This window comes from Leifsonia sp. Root112D2 (assembly GCF_001424905.1).
Classification (GTDB): domain Bacteria; phylum Actinomycetota; class Actinomycetes; order Actinomycetales; family Microbacteriaceae; genus Root112D2.
Genome location: NZ_LMCU01000001.1, coordinates 1,088,326 through 1,101,231, shown reverse-complemented (window position 1 = coordinate 1,101,231; position 12,906 = coordinate 1,088,326). Strand labels below are relative to the sequence as shown.

General features: G+C 66.5%; 13 protein-coding genes. 6 read left to right on the top strand and 7 right to left on the bottom strand.

Translation table 11 applies throughout. The features are described 5' to 3' along the window. Positions 1-66 precede the first annotated feature (66 nt). Genes ASC63_RS05005 through ASC63_RS04995 form a run of 3 tightly spaced genes read left to right on the top strand, consistent with a single transcriptional unit; the run spans position 67 to position 2,809 of the window. Entirely contained in the window at positions 67-864 is a 798-nt protein-coding gene (locus ASC63_RS05005) for an ABC transporter ATP-binding protein (RefSeq protein ID WP_055810471.1), read from the top strand. Positions 865-890: 26 nt separating this feature from the next. After that, positions 891-1,781, top strand: a complete 891-nt coding sequence (locus ASC63_RS05000) for an ABC transporter permease (RefSeq protein ID WP_082487236.1) — start codon at positions 891-893, stop codon at positions 1,779-1,781. Next, positions 1,778-2,809, top strand: a complete 1,032-nt coding sequence (locus ASC63_RS04995) for an ABC transporter substrate-binding protein (RefSeq protein ID WP_200936781.1) — start codon at positions 1,778-1,780, stop codon at positions 2,807-2,809. The genes ASC63_RS05000 and ASC63_RS04995 overlap by 4 nt, the downstream gene beginning before the upstream one ends. Before the next feature lie 76 nt (positions 2,810-2,885). On the opposite strand, the gene ASC63_RS04990 is transcribed toward ASC63_RS04995, so the two are convergent. The 4 genes from ASC63_RS04990 to ASC63_RS04975 all read right to left on the bottom strand — a co-directional run bounded on the left by ASC63_RS04990 (position 2,886) and on the right by ASC63_RS04975 (position 7,604). Continuing rightward, entirely contained in the window at positions 2,886-4,241 is a 1,356-nt protein-coding gene (locus ASC63_RS04990; protein WP_055810469.1) for a dihydrolipoamide acetyltransferase family protein, read from the bottom strand. A gap of 39 nt (positions 4,242-4,280) precedes the next feature. Next, positions 4,281-5,246 (bottom strand): alpha-ketoacid dehydrogenase subunit beta, encoded by a 966-nt coding sequence (locus ASC63_RS04985; RefSeq protein ID WP_055814924.1) that lies wholly within the window; start codon positions 5,244-5,246, stop codon positions 4,281-4,283. A 110-nt stretch (positions 5,247-5,356) separates the two neighbouring features. After that, a complete protein-coding gene (locus ASC63_RS04980) occupies positions 5,357-6,493 on the bottom strand; it encodes a thiamine pyrophosphate-dependent dehydrogenase E1 component subunit alpha (RefSeq protein ID WP_055810467.1) in 1,137 nt (378 codons plus the stop codon). 4 nt (positions 6,494-6,497) lie between these two features. Continuing rightward, a complete protein-coding gene (locus tag ASC63_RS04975) occupies positions 6,498-7,604 on the bottom strand; it encodes a histidinol-phosphate transaminase (protein ID WP_235491814.1) in 1,107 nt (368 codons plus the stop codon). A 39-nt stretch (positions 7,605-7,643) separates the two neighbouring features. Here ASC63_RS04975 and ASC63_RS04970 point away from each other — a divergent pair, with 39 nt between their 5' ends. Further along, positions 7,644-8,033 (top strand): phage holin family protein, encoded by a 390-nt coding sequence (locus ASC63_RS04970; RefSeq protein WP_055810465.1) that lies wholly within the window; start codon positions 7,644-7,646, stop codon positions 8,031-8,033. A gap of 34 nt (positions 8,034-8,067) precedes the next feature. Here the strand turns inward: ASC63_RS04970 and ASC63_RS04965 are convergent, their stop codons facing one another. Continuing rightward, a complete protein-coding gene (locus tag ASC63_RS04965; RefSeq protein ID WP_055810462.1) occupies positions 8,068-9,558 on the bottom strand; it encodes a hypothetical protein in 1,491 nt (496 codons plus the stop codon). Beyond that, positions 9,551-9,928: a hypothetical protein gene (locus tag ASC63_RS04960; RefSeq protein WP_055810460.1), complete on the bottom strand. Its 378-nt coding sequence runs from the start codon at positions 9,926-9,928 to the stop codon at positions 9,551-9,553. Before ASC63_RS04960 ends, ASC63_RS04965 begins: the two co-directional genes overlap by 8 nt. Positions 9,929-10,091: 163 nt before the next feature. On the opposite strand from ASC63_RS04960, the gene ASC63_RS04955 reads away from it, so the two are divergent. Continuing rightward, positions 10,092-10,670, top strand: a complete 579-nt coding sequence (locus ASC63_RS04955) for a low molecular weight protein-tyrosine-phosphatase (protein WP_055814918.1) — start codon at positions 10,092-10,094, stop codon at positions 10,668-10,670. Beyond that, positions 10,667-12,049 (top strand): adenylosuccinate lyase, encoded by a 1,383-nt coding sequence (gene purB / locus ASC63_RS04950; RefSeq protein ID WP_055810458.1) that lies wholly within the window; start codon positions 10,667-10,669, stop codon positions 12,047-12,049. Before ASC63_RS04955 ends, purB begins: the two co-directional genes overlap by 4 nt. Before the next feature lie 82 nt (positions 12,050-12,131). On the opposite strand, the gene ASC63_RS04945 is transcribed toward purB, so the two are convergent. Next, a complete protein-coding gene (locus ASC63_RS04945; RefSeq protein ID WP_055810456.1) occupies positions 12,132-12,905 on the bottom strand; it encodes a methyltransferase in 774 nt (257 codons plus the stop codon). Position 12,906: the final 1 nt, after the last annotated feature.

The window sequence follows — 12,906 nt, the reverse complement described above, 5'->3', positions numbered from 1 at the left end:
ATTCCCGCCCGCACGGCACCTGACAATGCCCGACGGCCCTCGAATACCATCCAGACGAAAGTAGAAATGACTCAAACACCAGTCGCCACCGATGTCGACGCATTCGTGGTGAGAAACCTCTCAAAGGTCTTTACCGGCGTCAAGCGGGTGCAGGCCCTGAGCGACATCAACCTCAATCTCAAAGAGGGCTCGTTCACCTGCATCGTCGGCCCATCCGGATGCGGCAAATCCACCCTGCTGCGCATCCTCGGCGGGCTGGAGACCGCGACCGTCGGAGACGTGCAGCACAACGCCCCGAAGACCAAGGTTCCCCAGTCGGCCTTCGTCTTTCAGGAGCACGGCGTGTTCCCGTGGTTCGACGTGCTGCAGAATGTGGCATTCGGCGAGAACATGGCATCCGTTCCCAAGAAGGAGCGGCTGGAGAACGCGCGTCGCTGGATCGCCGAGGTCGGCCTCACCGGATTCGAGAGCAGTTACCCCCACCAGCTCTCGGGCGGCATGCGCCAGCGCATCGCCATCGCGCGGGCGTTCGCCACCGGCTCGCCGGCCCTGCTTATGGACGAGCCGCTGGGAGCACTGGACGCCCAGACGCGCATCCTCATGCAGGAGCAGCTCGTGCGCCTGTGGGAGGCGGAGCGCAAGACCGTCGTGCTGGTGACCCACTCCATCGAGGAGGCGCTGCTGCTGGGCGATCAGATCGTCATGATGTCCTCGCGCCCCGGGCGGGTCAAGGAGATTATCGACGTACCCTTCGGCCGGCCTCGCGACATCGAGGTCGAGGGCACCGCGCAGTTCGCGCGAATGAAGCAGGACATCTGGGAGTCGCTGCGCGACGAGGTGCAGGCCTCGATGAAGTTCTCATGACGGATGCGACACGCGGGGTACCGACAATGACCGACACACAGAAGACCACGAAGATGCCGAACTCGCGCGGAGCCGCGGGCACCGACCCCGAGCTCGAGGCGGCGATCGATCGAGAGAACGCACGCGAGCGGCGATTCAAGACCCGCGACGTGCTGCTGGCAATAGCAACGCCCCTCGTGCTGCTCGTGGCCTGGGAGGTCGCCGCCGATACGGGCGTCATCGACGGGCGGCTCTTCAGCCCGCCCTCGGCGATCGCCGTTCGCGGCGCCGAGATGGTGACGAGCGGTGAGCTGTTCGGACACCTCGCCGCCACGGTCGCCCGCCTGCTCACAGGGTTTGTCATCGGAAGCATTCTGGGCATCATCGCCGGCATGCTGATGGGCGTTTGGCGCCCGGTTCGAGCGGCACTCGAGCCGATGTTCACGGCCCTGTACGCCCTGCCCAAGATCGCGATCCTGCCCCTGCTGCTGCTGATTTTCGGACTCACCGAGACCCCGAAGGTCCTGGCCGTGGTCATCTCGGTGTTCTTCGTCGTGCAGATCAACACGCTGGCGGGAATCATCCAGATCGACAGCCGCATCCTCGAAGCTGCGCGTGCATACAATGCCACCGGCTGGAAGCTGTTCCGCACCGTGTTGCTGCCCGCGGCGATGCCCTCCATCATGACGGGGCTGCGGGTCTCAGCCGGCATGGCGGTCATCGTCATCACGGCGGTGGAGTTCGTGGCGTCCAACACGGGTCTCGGCTACCTCATCTGGAACTCCTGGCAGCTCTTCCAGCCCGCGACGATGTTCGTCGGGCTCATCACCGTATCCCTGGTCGGCGCCATTGTCACGGGCCTGATCATTCTGCTCGAACGAGCGCTACTGCCCTGGCAGCGCTCGAACCACCATCGAAAGAAGGCGAAATCACAGTGAAGAATCCCCTGAAGAAAACCATGGCGGTCGTTGCCGTCGTCGCGGCCGCGGGCCTCGCGCTCAGCGGCTGCGCATCATCGAACGACTCGGGCAACACGGGTTCGGGAGCGAAGGGGCTCCAGACCGTGAATGTCGGCATCGTTCAGCTCTCGATCTTCGCCCCGATCTACATCGCCGAGGCCAAGGGCTACTTCAAGGACGAGGGCATCAAGCTCAACCTGCAGAACGTCAAGTCCGGTCAGGATGCGATTCCGCTGGCCTCCAGCGGAAAGCTCGACGTCGTGGCGGCTGGTTTCGCGGCCGGCATGTTCAGCGCGGTGCAGACGGGCCTGGACATCAAGGTCGTCGGTTCGATGGGTGTCTCCGACGACAGCGACGAGCCGGCATCCGCCCTGATCGTCTCCAAGAAGGAGCACGACAACGGCACCATCACCTCGGTGAAGGACCTGAAGGGCAAGCGCATCGGTGCCTTGGGCGGCGGCGGCGCCACGAGCGCGTTCTACGTGAGCATGGCGCTCAAGGAGGCGGGCCTCAGCAACAAGGACGTGACCTTCGTTCAGCTGAGCAGCCCGGACATTCCCACGGCCATCAAGAACGGCAGCATCGACGGCGCCTTCGTTTCTGCACCGTTCTGGAGCAACGCCGTCAACGATGGCACCGCTGTCAAGCTTTGGCAGACGCCGGCAGGCACCTCGGGCACTGGCGTGATCTATGGCGGCAAGTTCGTCAAGTCCAAACTCGCCCAGCCCTTCTTCAACGCCATGGTGCGCGCCTCGGCCGACCTGCAGGGCGACAAGAAGTACTCCGATGAGAACATGAAGATCATCGCGAAGGCGACCGACCAGACGGTGGAATCCCTCAAGGCGGTGCCGCTGTACTCGTGGCTGCCGAACCTGGCTCCGCTGCCCGACCAGCTTGCCGACATGGAGAAGGTCTGGATCGACGCCAAGGCGATCCAGTACACGACGCCGCTCAAGCCGAGCACGTACGTCGACACCACCTTCGCCGACAACGCGAAGACCAAGTAGCGCCCAGCCGCACTCGCGGTAACCGGATGCGTCCGCCCACCCGGGCGGACGCATCCGCCGTTAAGCAGCCACGTACTCAGTCGAGCAGCAGTGCGGGTTCCTCCATGATGGCGGCGACATCGGCGGTGAAGCGGCTGGCAACGTCTCCGTCGACCACGCGGTGATCAAAGGAGGCGCCGATGGTCGTGACGTAGCGCGGCCGCACCTCGCCGTCGACCACCCACGGCTTCTGCTTGATGGTGCCGAGCGCGACGATCGCCACCTCGCCGGGGTTGAGAATCGGGGTGCCGGTGTCCATGCCGAAGACGCCGATGTTGGTCACCGTGATGGTACCGTTCGCCATGTCCGCCGGGGGAGTTCTGCCGTCTCGCGCCGTCAGCGTCAGCTGTTCCAGCGCCCCGGCAAGCTCGAGCAGTGACATCGACTGCGCCTCTTTGACGTTGGGCACGATCAGTCCGCGCGGGGTCGCCGCGGCCACGCCGAGGTTTACGTAGTGGCGCACGATGATCTCCTCATCGGTCCACGCCGAGTTCACCGTGGGGTTACGGCGCACCGCCCAGATCATGGCCTTGGCCATGATCAACAGCGGCGAGACCTTCACGCCGGCGAAGTCGGTGGAGTTCTTGAGGCGCTTGACGAACTCCATGGTGCGCGTGGCATCCACGTCGACGAAGACGCTCACGTGCGGGGCGGTGAACGCGCTCGACACCATGGCCGTGGCGATGGCCTTGCGCACGCCCTTGACCGGAATGCGTTCCTCGCGGGTCTCCGGCCACTCCGGCGTCTGGATGTTGTGGAACACGCCCGCCTGCGTCGCCTCGCGCAGCACGTCGTCACGGGTCACGTCGCCGATCGGCCCGGTTGCTGTCACCAGGCCCAGGTCGACCCCGAGATCCTTCGCGAGCTTGCGGATCGGCGGCTTCGCGATGACCGTGCCGGCGGATGCTGTTGTCCGCTGGAGGCGACCCTCACTCGCGCGCTCGCTCGGCGCTGGGGTCGCGGGATCGCCGGCGCGATCCCCTGAGCTCCACCGCGCGCGCCTCCTGGACGAACCGTGACCGGAGCTCCCATACCCAACCAGCGGCGCTGTCGCCTCTTCGTCCTGCGAGACGCTCGCCGCCGTATCCTGCACGAGGTCCGTCTCGACACTGTCCGCGGTTCCTGAACCTGCCGAGAGCTCGGCCTCGTCACCCGTCGCATCCACCGTGATGATCGCGGTGCCAACCTCGACGGTCTGGCCCTCGTCAACGAGCAACCGGCCCACGACCCCATCGAACGGCGACGGCAGCTCGACGAGCGACTTGGCGGTCTCGATCTCGACTATCACCTGGTTCACCACGATGGTGTCGCCGGGTGCCACCTTCCAGGCGACGATTTCGGCCTCGGTCAGGCCTTCGCCCACGTCGGGAAGGCGGAACTGTGACTCGCTCATGGTGACTCCTTAGCGGTGCGCGAAACGGGTACGGACCCGTTAGAAGGCCAGGCTGCGGTCGACAGCCTCGAGAATGCGGTCGGCGTCGGGCACGTACTTGTTCTCGAGCTTCGACGGCGGGTACGGAGTATCGAACGCCGCCACCCGCAGCACGGGTGCCTCGAGCGAGTAGAACGCCTTCTCGGCGACCGTTGCGGCAATTTCGGATGCGACGCTCACGAAGCCATACGCCTCCTGCGCCACCACGAGACGGCCGGTCTTGCGCACCGACTCGAGGATCGGCGCGAAATCGAGGGGGGAGATGGAGCGCACGTCGATGACCTCTATGCTCGTGCCCTCCTGGCTCGCGAGCTCGGCGGCGTGCAGCATCGTGTCGACCATGGCGCCGTACCCGACGAGCGTGACGTCGCTGCCGACGCGGGCCACCCGGCTGGCATGTAGCGGCGCGACGGGCGCCGAGAAGTCCACCTCGCCCTTGGCGAAATAGCGACTTTTCGGCTCGAAGAAGATCACCGGGTCGTCGGAGGCAATCGCCTCCTGAATCATCCAGTACGCGTCGTTCGGGGTGCTCGGGGCAACCACCCGCAGTCCGGGGGTGTGCGCGAAGTACGCCTCGGGGCTCTCTGAGTGATGCTCGATGGAGCCGATGCCGCCGCCGAACGGAATGCGAATGACTATCGGCATCGACACCGCACCCTCGTGCCGGTTGCGCATGCGTGAGAGTTGCGTGGTGATCTGGTCGAAGGCCGGGAAGACGAATCCGTCGAATTGAATCTCGCACACCGGTCGGTATCCGCGCATGGCCAGACCGATCGCTGTTCCCACGATGCCGGATTCGGCGAGTGGAGTGTCGAGCACGCGCTTCTCACCGAACTCGGCGTGCAGACCCTCGGTGATGCGGTAGACGCCCCCGAGCGGGCCGATGTCCTCGCCCATCAGCAGAACCTGGGGATCGTTCGTCAGCGCGGCGCGCAGCCCGGCATTCAGCGCCTTGCCGAAGGGCATCGAGCGGATGCCCGTCTGCTGCTGCGTGGGGGAGGCATCCGTCGTCTGCTCGTGCGTCTGCGGCTCCGTCTCGATTACCGGCTGCGCTTCGCTCGTCATCTGGCCGTCGCTCATGCCTGCTCCTGCCCGAACGACGCCTCGTAGCGATGCAGCCATTCCTTCTGTTCGTCGATGAGCGGATGCTGCTCCGCGTACACATTGTCGAACACGGTGTCGATGGGAGGAACGCCGAGCGCGAGAGTGCGATGGCGGGCATCCGAGGCGAGATCGTCCGCCTCCTGCTCGACGGAGTCGAGAAACTCCTGCTCGACGCCACGGCCCTGCAGATAGGTGCGGAAGCGGGCTATCGGGTCGCGCTGGATCCAGGACTGCAGTTCGTCGTCGGTGCGGTACTTCGTGGGGTCGTCGGCGGTGGTGTGCGCGCCGATGCGATACGTGAGCGCCTCGATGAGCGCCGGACCGTGGCCCTCTCGCGCGTCATCCAACCACTTGGAGGTGACGGCGAAGCCCGCGAGCACATCGTTGCCGTCGATGCGCGTACCCGGCACGCCGAATCCGCTGCCGCGCAGATACAGGGGAGTGCGCGACTGGCGTTCGACAGGAACCGAGATGGCCCAGTGGTTGTTCTGCAGGAAGAAGACCTGCGGGGTCTGGTAGCTGGCGGCGAAGACGAGCGACTCGCTCACGTCGCCCTGCGAGGAGGCGCCGTCACCGAAATAGACGAGCACCGCGGCATCCGTCCCGGGGTTGCCGGTGCCGGTCGCGCCGTCGAGCTGCATACCCATGGCGTAGCCGGTGGCGTGCAGCGTCTGCGAGGCGAGCACGAGTGAGTAGAGGTGAAAGTTGCCGTGTTCCTCGGGAACCCAGCCGCCGAGGGTGATGCCGCGCAGCAGCCGCAGGATGTCGACGAGGTCGATGCCGCGAATCATGCCGATGGCATGTTCGCGGTAGGAGGGAAAGATGTGATCCTGCGCACGGGCCGCGTAGGCGGAGCCGACCTGGGCGGCCTCCTGGCCGTGGCTGGGCACCCAGAGTGCGAGCTGGCCCTGGCGCTGCAGGTTGGCAGCCTCGATGTCGAACTTCCGCATCACGACCATGTCGCGGTAGAACCGGCGGTGGTCGTCTTCGCTCAGCCGCTCGAGGTAGGGCAGGTATTCGTCTGCGCTCTCGCTCGGCGCGAACCGCCCGTCCACGGTGAGGAATTGGACCGTCGGCGTGGTTCTGTGGTTCTCAGAGGTGGCAGACACCCATCTAACCTAACCGCTTGCCCGGATGCCCATTTGGTAGCGTCCGCACAATCTCCTGCGAAATCTTTAGGAGTTTCTCCACAGACTCCGGCTCGCCGATGCTCACGCGGATGCCGTCGGGGTGGAATGGCCGCACGGAGAGCCCGGCGTCGAAGAAGGCGTCGGCGGCGGCATTTGTGGCCTCACCGGTCGGCAACCAGACGAAGTTGCCCTGCGCCTCGGGAATGTTCCAGCCCTGCTCGAGCAACGCCTGCCGCGTGTGATCACGCTGCAGGGCAATGCGAGCGACCCGCTCCATGAGTTCTTCTTCGAGGTCGATGGATGCCAGGGCGGCGGCTTGGGCGACCTCGGTGACGGAAAGCGGGATGGCAGCCGAGTGCGCGGCGGCGAGAATCGCCGGGTGTCCGACGGCGTATCCGATGCGCAGCGCCGCGAGGCCGTACGCCTTGGAGAAGGTGCGCAGCACCACCAGATTGCGGTGGTCGGCGAGCAGCGGCGTGCCGTCGACGGCATCCGCGTCGGTCTCGAACTCGCCGTACGCCTCGTCGAGCAGCACGAGCACGTCGGAGGGCACGGCCGCCATGAACGTGGCGAACTCGTCTTTTGTGACGATGGTGCTCGTGGGGTTGTTGGGCGTGCACACGATGATCACCCGGGTGCGCTCGGTGACGGCTGCGGCCATCGCGGGCAGGTCGTGTCTTCCGTCGGCGAGCACGGGCACGCGTACGCTCGTCGCGCCGGCGACAGTGACCAGCCCGGGGTAGGCCTCGAACGACCGCCACGCGTAGAGAACCTCATCGCCGGCTCCGGCCGCTGCCGAGATGAATTGCGCGAGCAGCGCCACCGATCCCGAGCCGACGAGCACCCTCTCGATGGCCACATCGAAGCGCTCGGCAAGCCGCGCTCGCAGCGCGGTGGCCTGCGCATCCGGATACCGGTTGAGAGCGGATGCCGCTGCCACCGCCGCGAGCACCCCCGGCAGCGGCGCATACGGATTCTCATTGCTCGACAGCTTGAAGCCGTCGGCAGAAGGCGTGCGGCCCTGCGCATACGCGGCCGTCGCAGCGATTTCGGGGCGCACTTTCACGGGCAGAGGCTCGGGCGTGGTCACAGGGTTAACTTACTCGCGCGACGCTGACATAGTGGAGCCATGAGATTCCTGGTGAAGCTGATCATCAACGCCCTTGCCCTGTGGCTGACGACCCTCATCGTGTCGGGAGTCACCGTGACGCCATTTTCTCCCGGCGGCACGCTGCCCACCCTTCTGACGTATCTTCTGGTCGCGCTGATCTTCGGCGTGGTCAACGGCGTGGTGGGCACCGCCATTCGTGTGGTGGCGTTCCCGCTGTATATCCTCACGCTGGGCCTCATTGCGCTTATCGTCAACGGCCTGCTGCTGTTGCTCGTCTCCTGGATCAGTGGCCTGATGGGCTTCGGCCTGACCGTCTCCGGATTCTGGGCCGGGGTGCTCGGCGCTCTGGTGCTGGCGATCATCAGCTGGATCATCGGCCTCTTCGCCCGGCCGCTCACGAGACGATAGCCACCGCCTTCTCTTCTCCGCCCTCTTTTGCCACTTAGAGCACCGGGTGAGGGGTTAATGCGGGCGCTGGTCCCGGCGCGAGCGTGATTTCGTGCGACGCAGCAGGCACTCGGTCGGCGCGCCACATGCTCACCTCGGGCGGCCGGCCGTCCGTGAAATCGGCGATGCGTGAGCGCATGTCGTTCAGGCGCGGGTCGCCGGAGTCGTCCATCAGCCGCGCCGTGTCCCGATAGTTCGCGATGTTGTGGGCGGGCAGCCATTGGTCGGCCGGCGGCGGATGCGTGTCGTCATAGATCGTGCGCCGCACGACCGTGCGCTCCAGCCCACCGTGCTGCGCATCCTTCGGGTCGCCACCGAGGCTCGGCACCGTGTCGTTGTTGATCTCCACGGCGACATTCGGCACCTCCGGCGGCACGTCCATCTGGCCGGTGGGGGAGCCGAATGTCACCAGGCCGGCGTTGGTGTAACCGCCGCGAGTGACGACATCCGTCGCCACGATGCCACCCTGCGAGTACCCGACGGAGAGAACCGCGTCACCGGGCTCTGCCCCGGCCTGTCTCAATGCGTCGAGCGTGGCCCGCACTGAACCGGGGTCGAGCTGGGCGACACCCTGAACATTGGAGGTGTCGTCGAACGGCTCGGTTGTGGCCGCGAAGCCGCCGTCGACGGTGCCGCCCGCGTAGACGATCCAGCGCGGCGTGCCATCGTCACCGAGATACTTCTCGATGCGCACCTGCGGCTTGCCCACTCCTCCCGGCGGGATGCGTGCGGCCAGGTCGGAGAATCCGCCCGCCGCCGGTGGCCCGCCGGCAGCCGCCGCACCCGAGGGTGTGGCCGTGACGGCTGTCTCCTTGAGCAGTCGTGGCCCGGCGAGCGCCACCACCGCCGTGGCCGCGCCGCGCAGACCGAACCAACCGGTGGCGTCGTCATCGAGCCCGAGCGCAAGAGGCAAGGGCAGGTGCGCCGCCCCGAGCATGCCGTCGTCGACCGACGAGATAGTGGTGCGCACGAATGCGACAAACATCGGGTTGCTCAGAATGCCGCTGTGGCGAATGACAAGGCTGAGCCTTTTCAGCGTGGCGGCGGGCGAGCCGGTGAAGGCCGTTGCGGCAAGGACCCCCACAGCGCTGGAGAGCGCAGCAGACACCGCGGCGAGCAGCACCATGGGTGACGCGAACCCCATGACCCAGCCCAGCGCCGCGCCGCCGAACTGCGAGGACTGCTGGATCATGCGTTCAGTGCGACCGTATCCCTCCGCAGCCTCATTCAGTTCGGATGCCAGTTGCTTCGCCTGTTCTTCCGCCTCACGCAGCGCGGTGTGCGCCGCAAGCATGTACACCTCCGGACTGTCTGCGCGCCACTGCGGCGACGGAGCCGTGCCCGGCGGTTGCGCCGCCGGGGAGAGAAGCGTGACAACCCACCCTTCGATCTGCGGCGCGAGCGCGGAGAGCTCCCGGGCGTGTTCGAGCATCTCGTCGGTGCCGACGGTGGTGAGTCCGCCGCCGGAGATGATGAGATCACCCATCGCGGCCCACCTGCGCTGCCGATGGCGCTGCCGCCTGCGCCTCGGTCACGGCGAGCGCGACACGCTCCAGGGCGCGATCTATCGAGTCTCGCGCGTCGTCAAGACTCAGCTGGGCGAGCGCAAGCTGGCCGCGCAACTGCTGCAGTCGCGCGGAGTACGCGCGCTGCGCATCCGACTGCCAGAATCTGCCGGCATCCGGCGGAACCATTGATCGCCCCCGGCTGACCTCGTCGATGAGTCGGGCGACGGCTGCCCTCTGGGTGTGGAGACGCGCGCGCTCCTGATACGCCGAGGCCAGTGCCGTTCCCGGCCCTAGCCCTAAACCCAGGCCGAGCACCCCGTCTAGATAGTCGCCCTGCCCTGCCGCCACTCGCGGGCCTCCTTTGCTCACCTCAGAGCCTGCCCGTGCCACCCGCCGTCGGGGCGGGATCCTGGCTGATCGGTGGAGAACCCGGCGTTGAGAGGCGCTGGGGAGGATGAGCTATGCCGGCACCCGCGCACCCGCGCCTCTCAATCTGCAGCACAATAGAGACATGACCTTTGCGCCGGACGCCGACGAGCAGCCCGCGCCGTTCCGGCTCTGTTTCGTGTGCACCGGCAACATCTGCCGCTCCCCGATGGCCGAGGTGGTTTTTCGCGACATCGTGAGCAAGGCCGGCCTGCAGCACCGCGTGCAGGTGAGCTCCGCCGGCACCGGCGATTGGCATGTGGGCGAGAAGGCGGATGCCCGCACCATCGCAGCCCTCGCCCGTCGCGGCTACGACGGCGAACTCCACCGTGCCCGCCAGTTCGAGACCGAGTGGTTCGAACGCCTCGACCTTGTGGTCGTGCTCGACCGCAGCCACGAGCGCGTGCTGCGCACCTGGGCACCGAACGACGTCGAGGCCAGCAAGGTGCAGCTGCTGCTTTCCTTCGACCCTGCGCTGGCCGCCCAGAGCGACGTTCCCGATCCGTATTACTCGGATGCGGCCATGTTCGACTCGGTGCTGGCAACCATCGAGACCGCCTCACGCTCGCTCTTCGCCCAGCTCGAACCGGCCCTGCGCGCCGCCACACCCCGCGCCGCCACGCCCCCGACGGGCTCGTCGCCCACGAAAGGCACCGCCTCATGACCACCCTGCCCCCGCAACCCCTCAGCCCGCTCGACGGCCGCTACCGTGCCGCCGTCACCGAGCTCGGCGACCACCTCTCCGAGGCCGGGCTCAACCGTGCCCGCGTGCACGTCGAGGTCGAGTGGCTCATCTACCTCACCGGGCACCGCATGTTCGGCGCCGAGCCACTCAGCGATGCCAAGATCGCCTCGCTGCGTGGCCTGGTTACCGACTTCGGGCAGCCCGAGATCGACGAACTCGCCACGCTCGAGGCCACAACGCGCCACGACGTGAAGGCCGTCGAGTATCTGGTGCGCTCACGCCTGCACGCGCTGGGTCTCGATGCCATCGCCGAGCTCACCCACTTTGCCGCAACCAGCGAAGACATCAACAACCTTTCCTATGCGCTCACGGTCAAGGCGGCCGTCACCGCCGTGTGGCTGCCCAAGCTCGACGCCGTTCTCGCCGTGCTGCGCGAGATGGCGGAGAAGCACCGGGCGGATGCCATGCTCGCCCGCACCCACGGCCAGCCGGCAACCCCCACCACAATGGGCAAGGAACTTGCCGTGTTCGTGTACCGGCTGCAGCGCATCCGCTCGCAGATCGAGGGCACCGAATACCTGGGCAAGTTCAGCGGCGCCACGGGCACCTTTGCGGCGCATCTGGCCGCGGATCCCTCGGCAGACTGGCCGGCCATCTCTCGCGAGTTCGTCGAGTCGCTCGGCCTCGACTGGAACCCGCTGACCACCCAGATCGAGTCGCACGACTGGCAGGCCGAGTTGTACGCCCGCGTTTCGCACGCCAACCGTGTGCTGCACAATCTGGCGACGGATGTCTGGACCTACATTTCGCTCGGCTACTTCAGGCAGATTCCGCAGGCAGGCGCGACCGGCTCCTCCACGATGCCGCACAAGATCAACCCGATCCGCTTCGAGAACGCCGAGGCGAACCTCGAGCTGAGCTCTGCCGTGCTCGATTCGCTCGCCGCGACCCTCGTGACCAGCCGCCTGCAGCGCGACCTCACCGACTCCACCACGCAACGCAACATCGGCGTCGGCCTCGGTCACTCGCTGCTCGCGCTCGATAACCTGCAGCGCGGGCTGGGCGAGATCGACCTGGATGCCGGCCTGCTCGCATCCGATCTCGACGCGAACTGGGAGATTCTGGGCGAGGCGATTCAGACCGTGATTCGCGCGGAGGTCACCGCCGGCCGCTCCTCGATCGAGGACCCGTACGCGATGCTCAAGGAGCTCACCCGCGGCAAGCGCATCGGGGCCGGCGATCTGGCCCGCTTCGTTGAAGCGCTCGACATCGGCGAGGATGCGCGTGCGCGCCTGCTCGCGCTCACCCCCGCCGGCTACGCGGGCCTCGCCGACGCCCTCGTCAATTACCTCGACTGAACGCGGTGACGCTCCCGCTGGTTGAGGAGCGCGAGGAACGAGCGCGTCTCGAAACCGCCGTACCGACTGACCAGCCGACGCCTCAGATGACGTAGGGGATGAGCGCCTTGCGCTCGGCGGGGTAGTCGTCGAAGGTCTGCTGATACCAGCGGTGGTTGGCCATGGCCCGCGGCGCAAGGTTCGCGAACGTGTACAGGGCGAACGCGAGCCCAGCGATCGACCACGTGGCGATCGCCCAGCCCGTCCATTCGATGATCTCGCCCAGATAGTTCGGGCTCGAGACGAAGCGGTAGCCGCCACCCTGCGGGATCGAATACCCGCCCGTCGCGGCGCCTGCCGTCTTCGACCGGCGCAGTCGTCGCAGGATTCGGTCCGAGGTCACGTTCAGCGCGTATCCGCCCACGAAGAGCACGACCCCGATCCAGAACCGCGGGTCACCCAGCCACGATGCCGGGTACGAGCCGTACTGCGAGATCCACCGCGCGTTCACCCAGGTGTTGAGCAGATTGAACGCCATCGCCATGAGCATCACGACGACGGGCATCCGACTGCCCGAACGCATGAGGAATGGGTACACGAACGCTCGCTGCAGGTAATGCGCCTGCCAAAGAACGAGAAAAATGATCGGCACAAGCTCACCGCGGTGATCGCCCAGCAGATAGAAGATGAGAAAGAGAATGGATGCCGGCGCCTCCATGATCACCCATCCGACGCGGGCGGGCACGGTCGGCCCCCATCCGGCGCGGCCGTGTCTGCCGCCGTACGGGGCGACGATGAAGCACAGCGCAACGAAGGTTACAACCGCCAGTGCGATCTCGAGAGAGACAAACCACGAATAGACAGCAGCGGGAAGCATG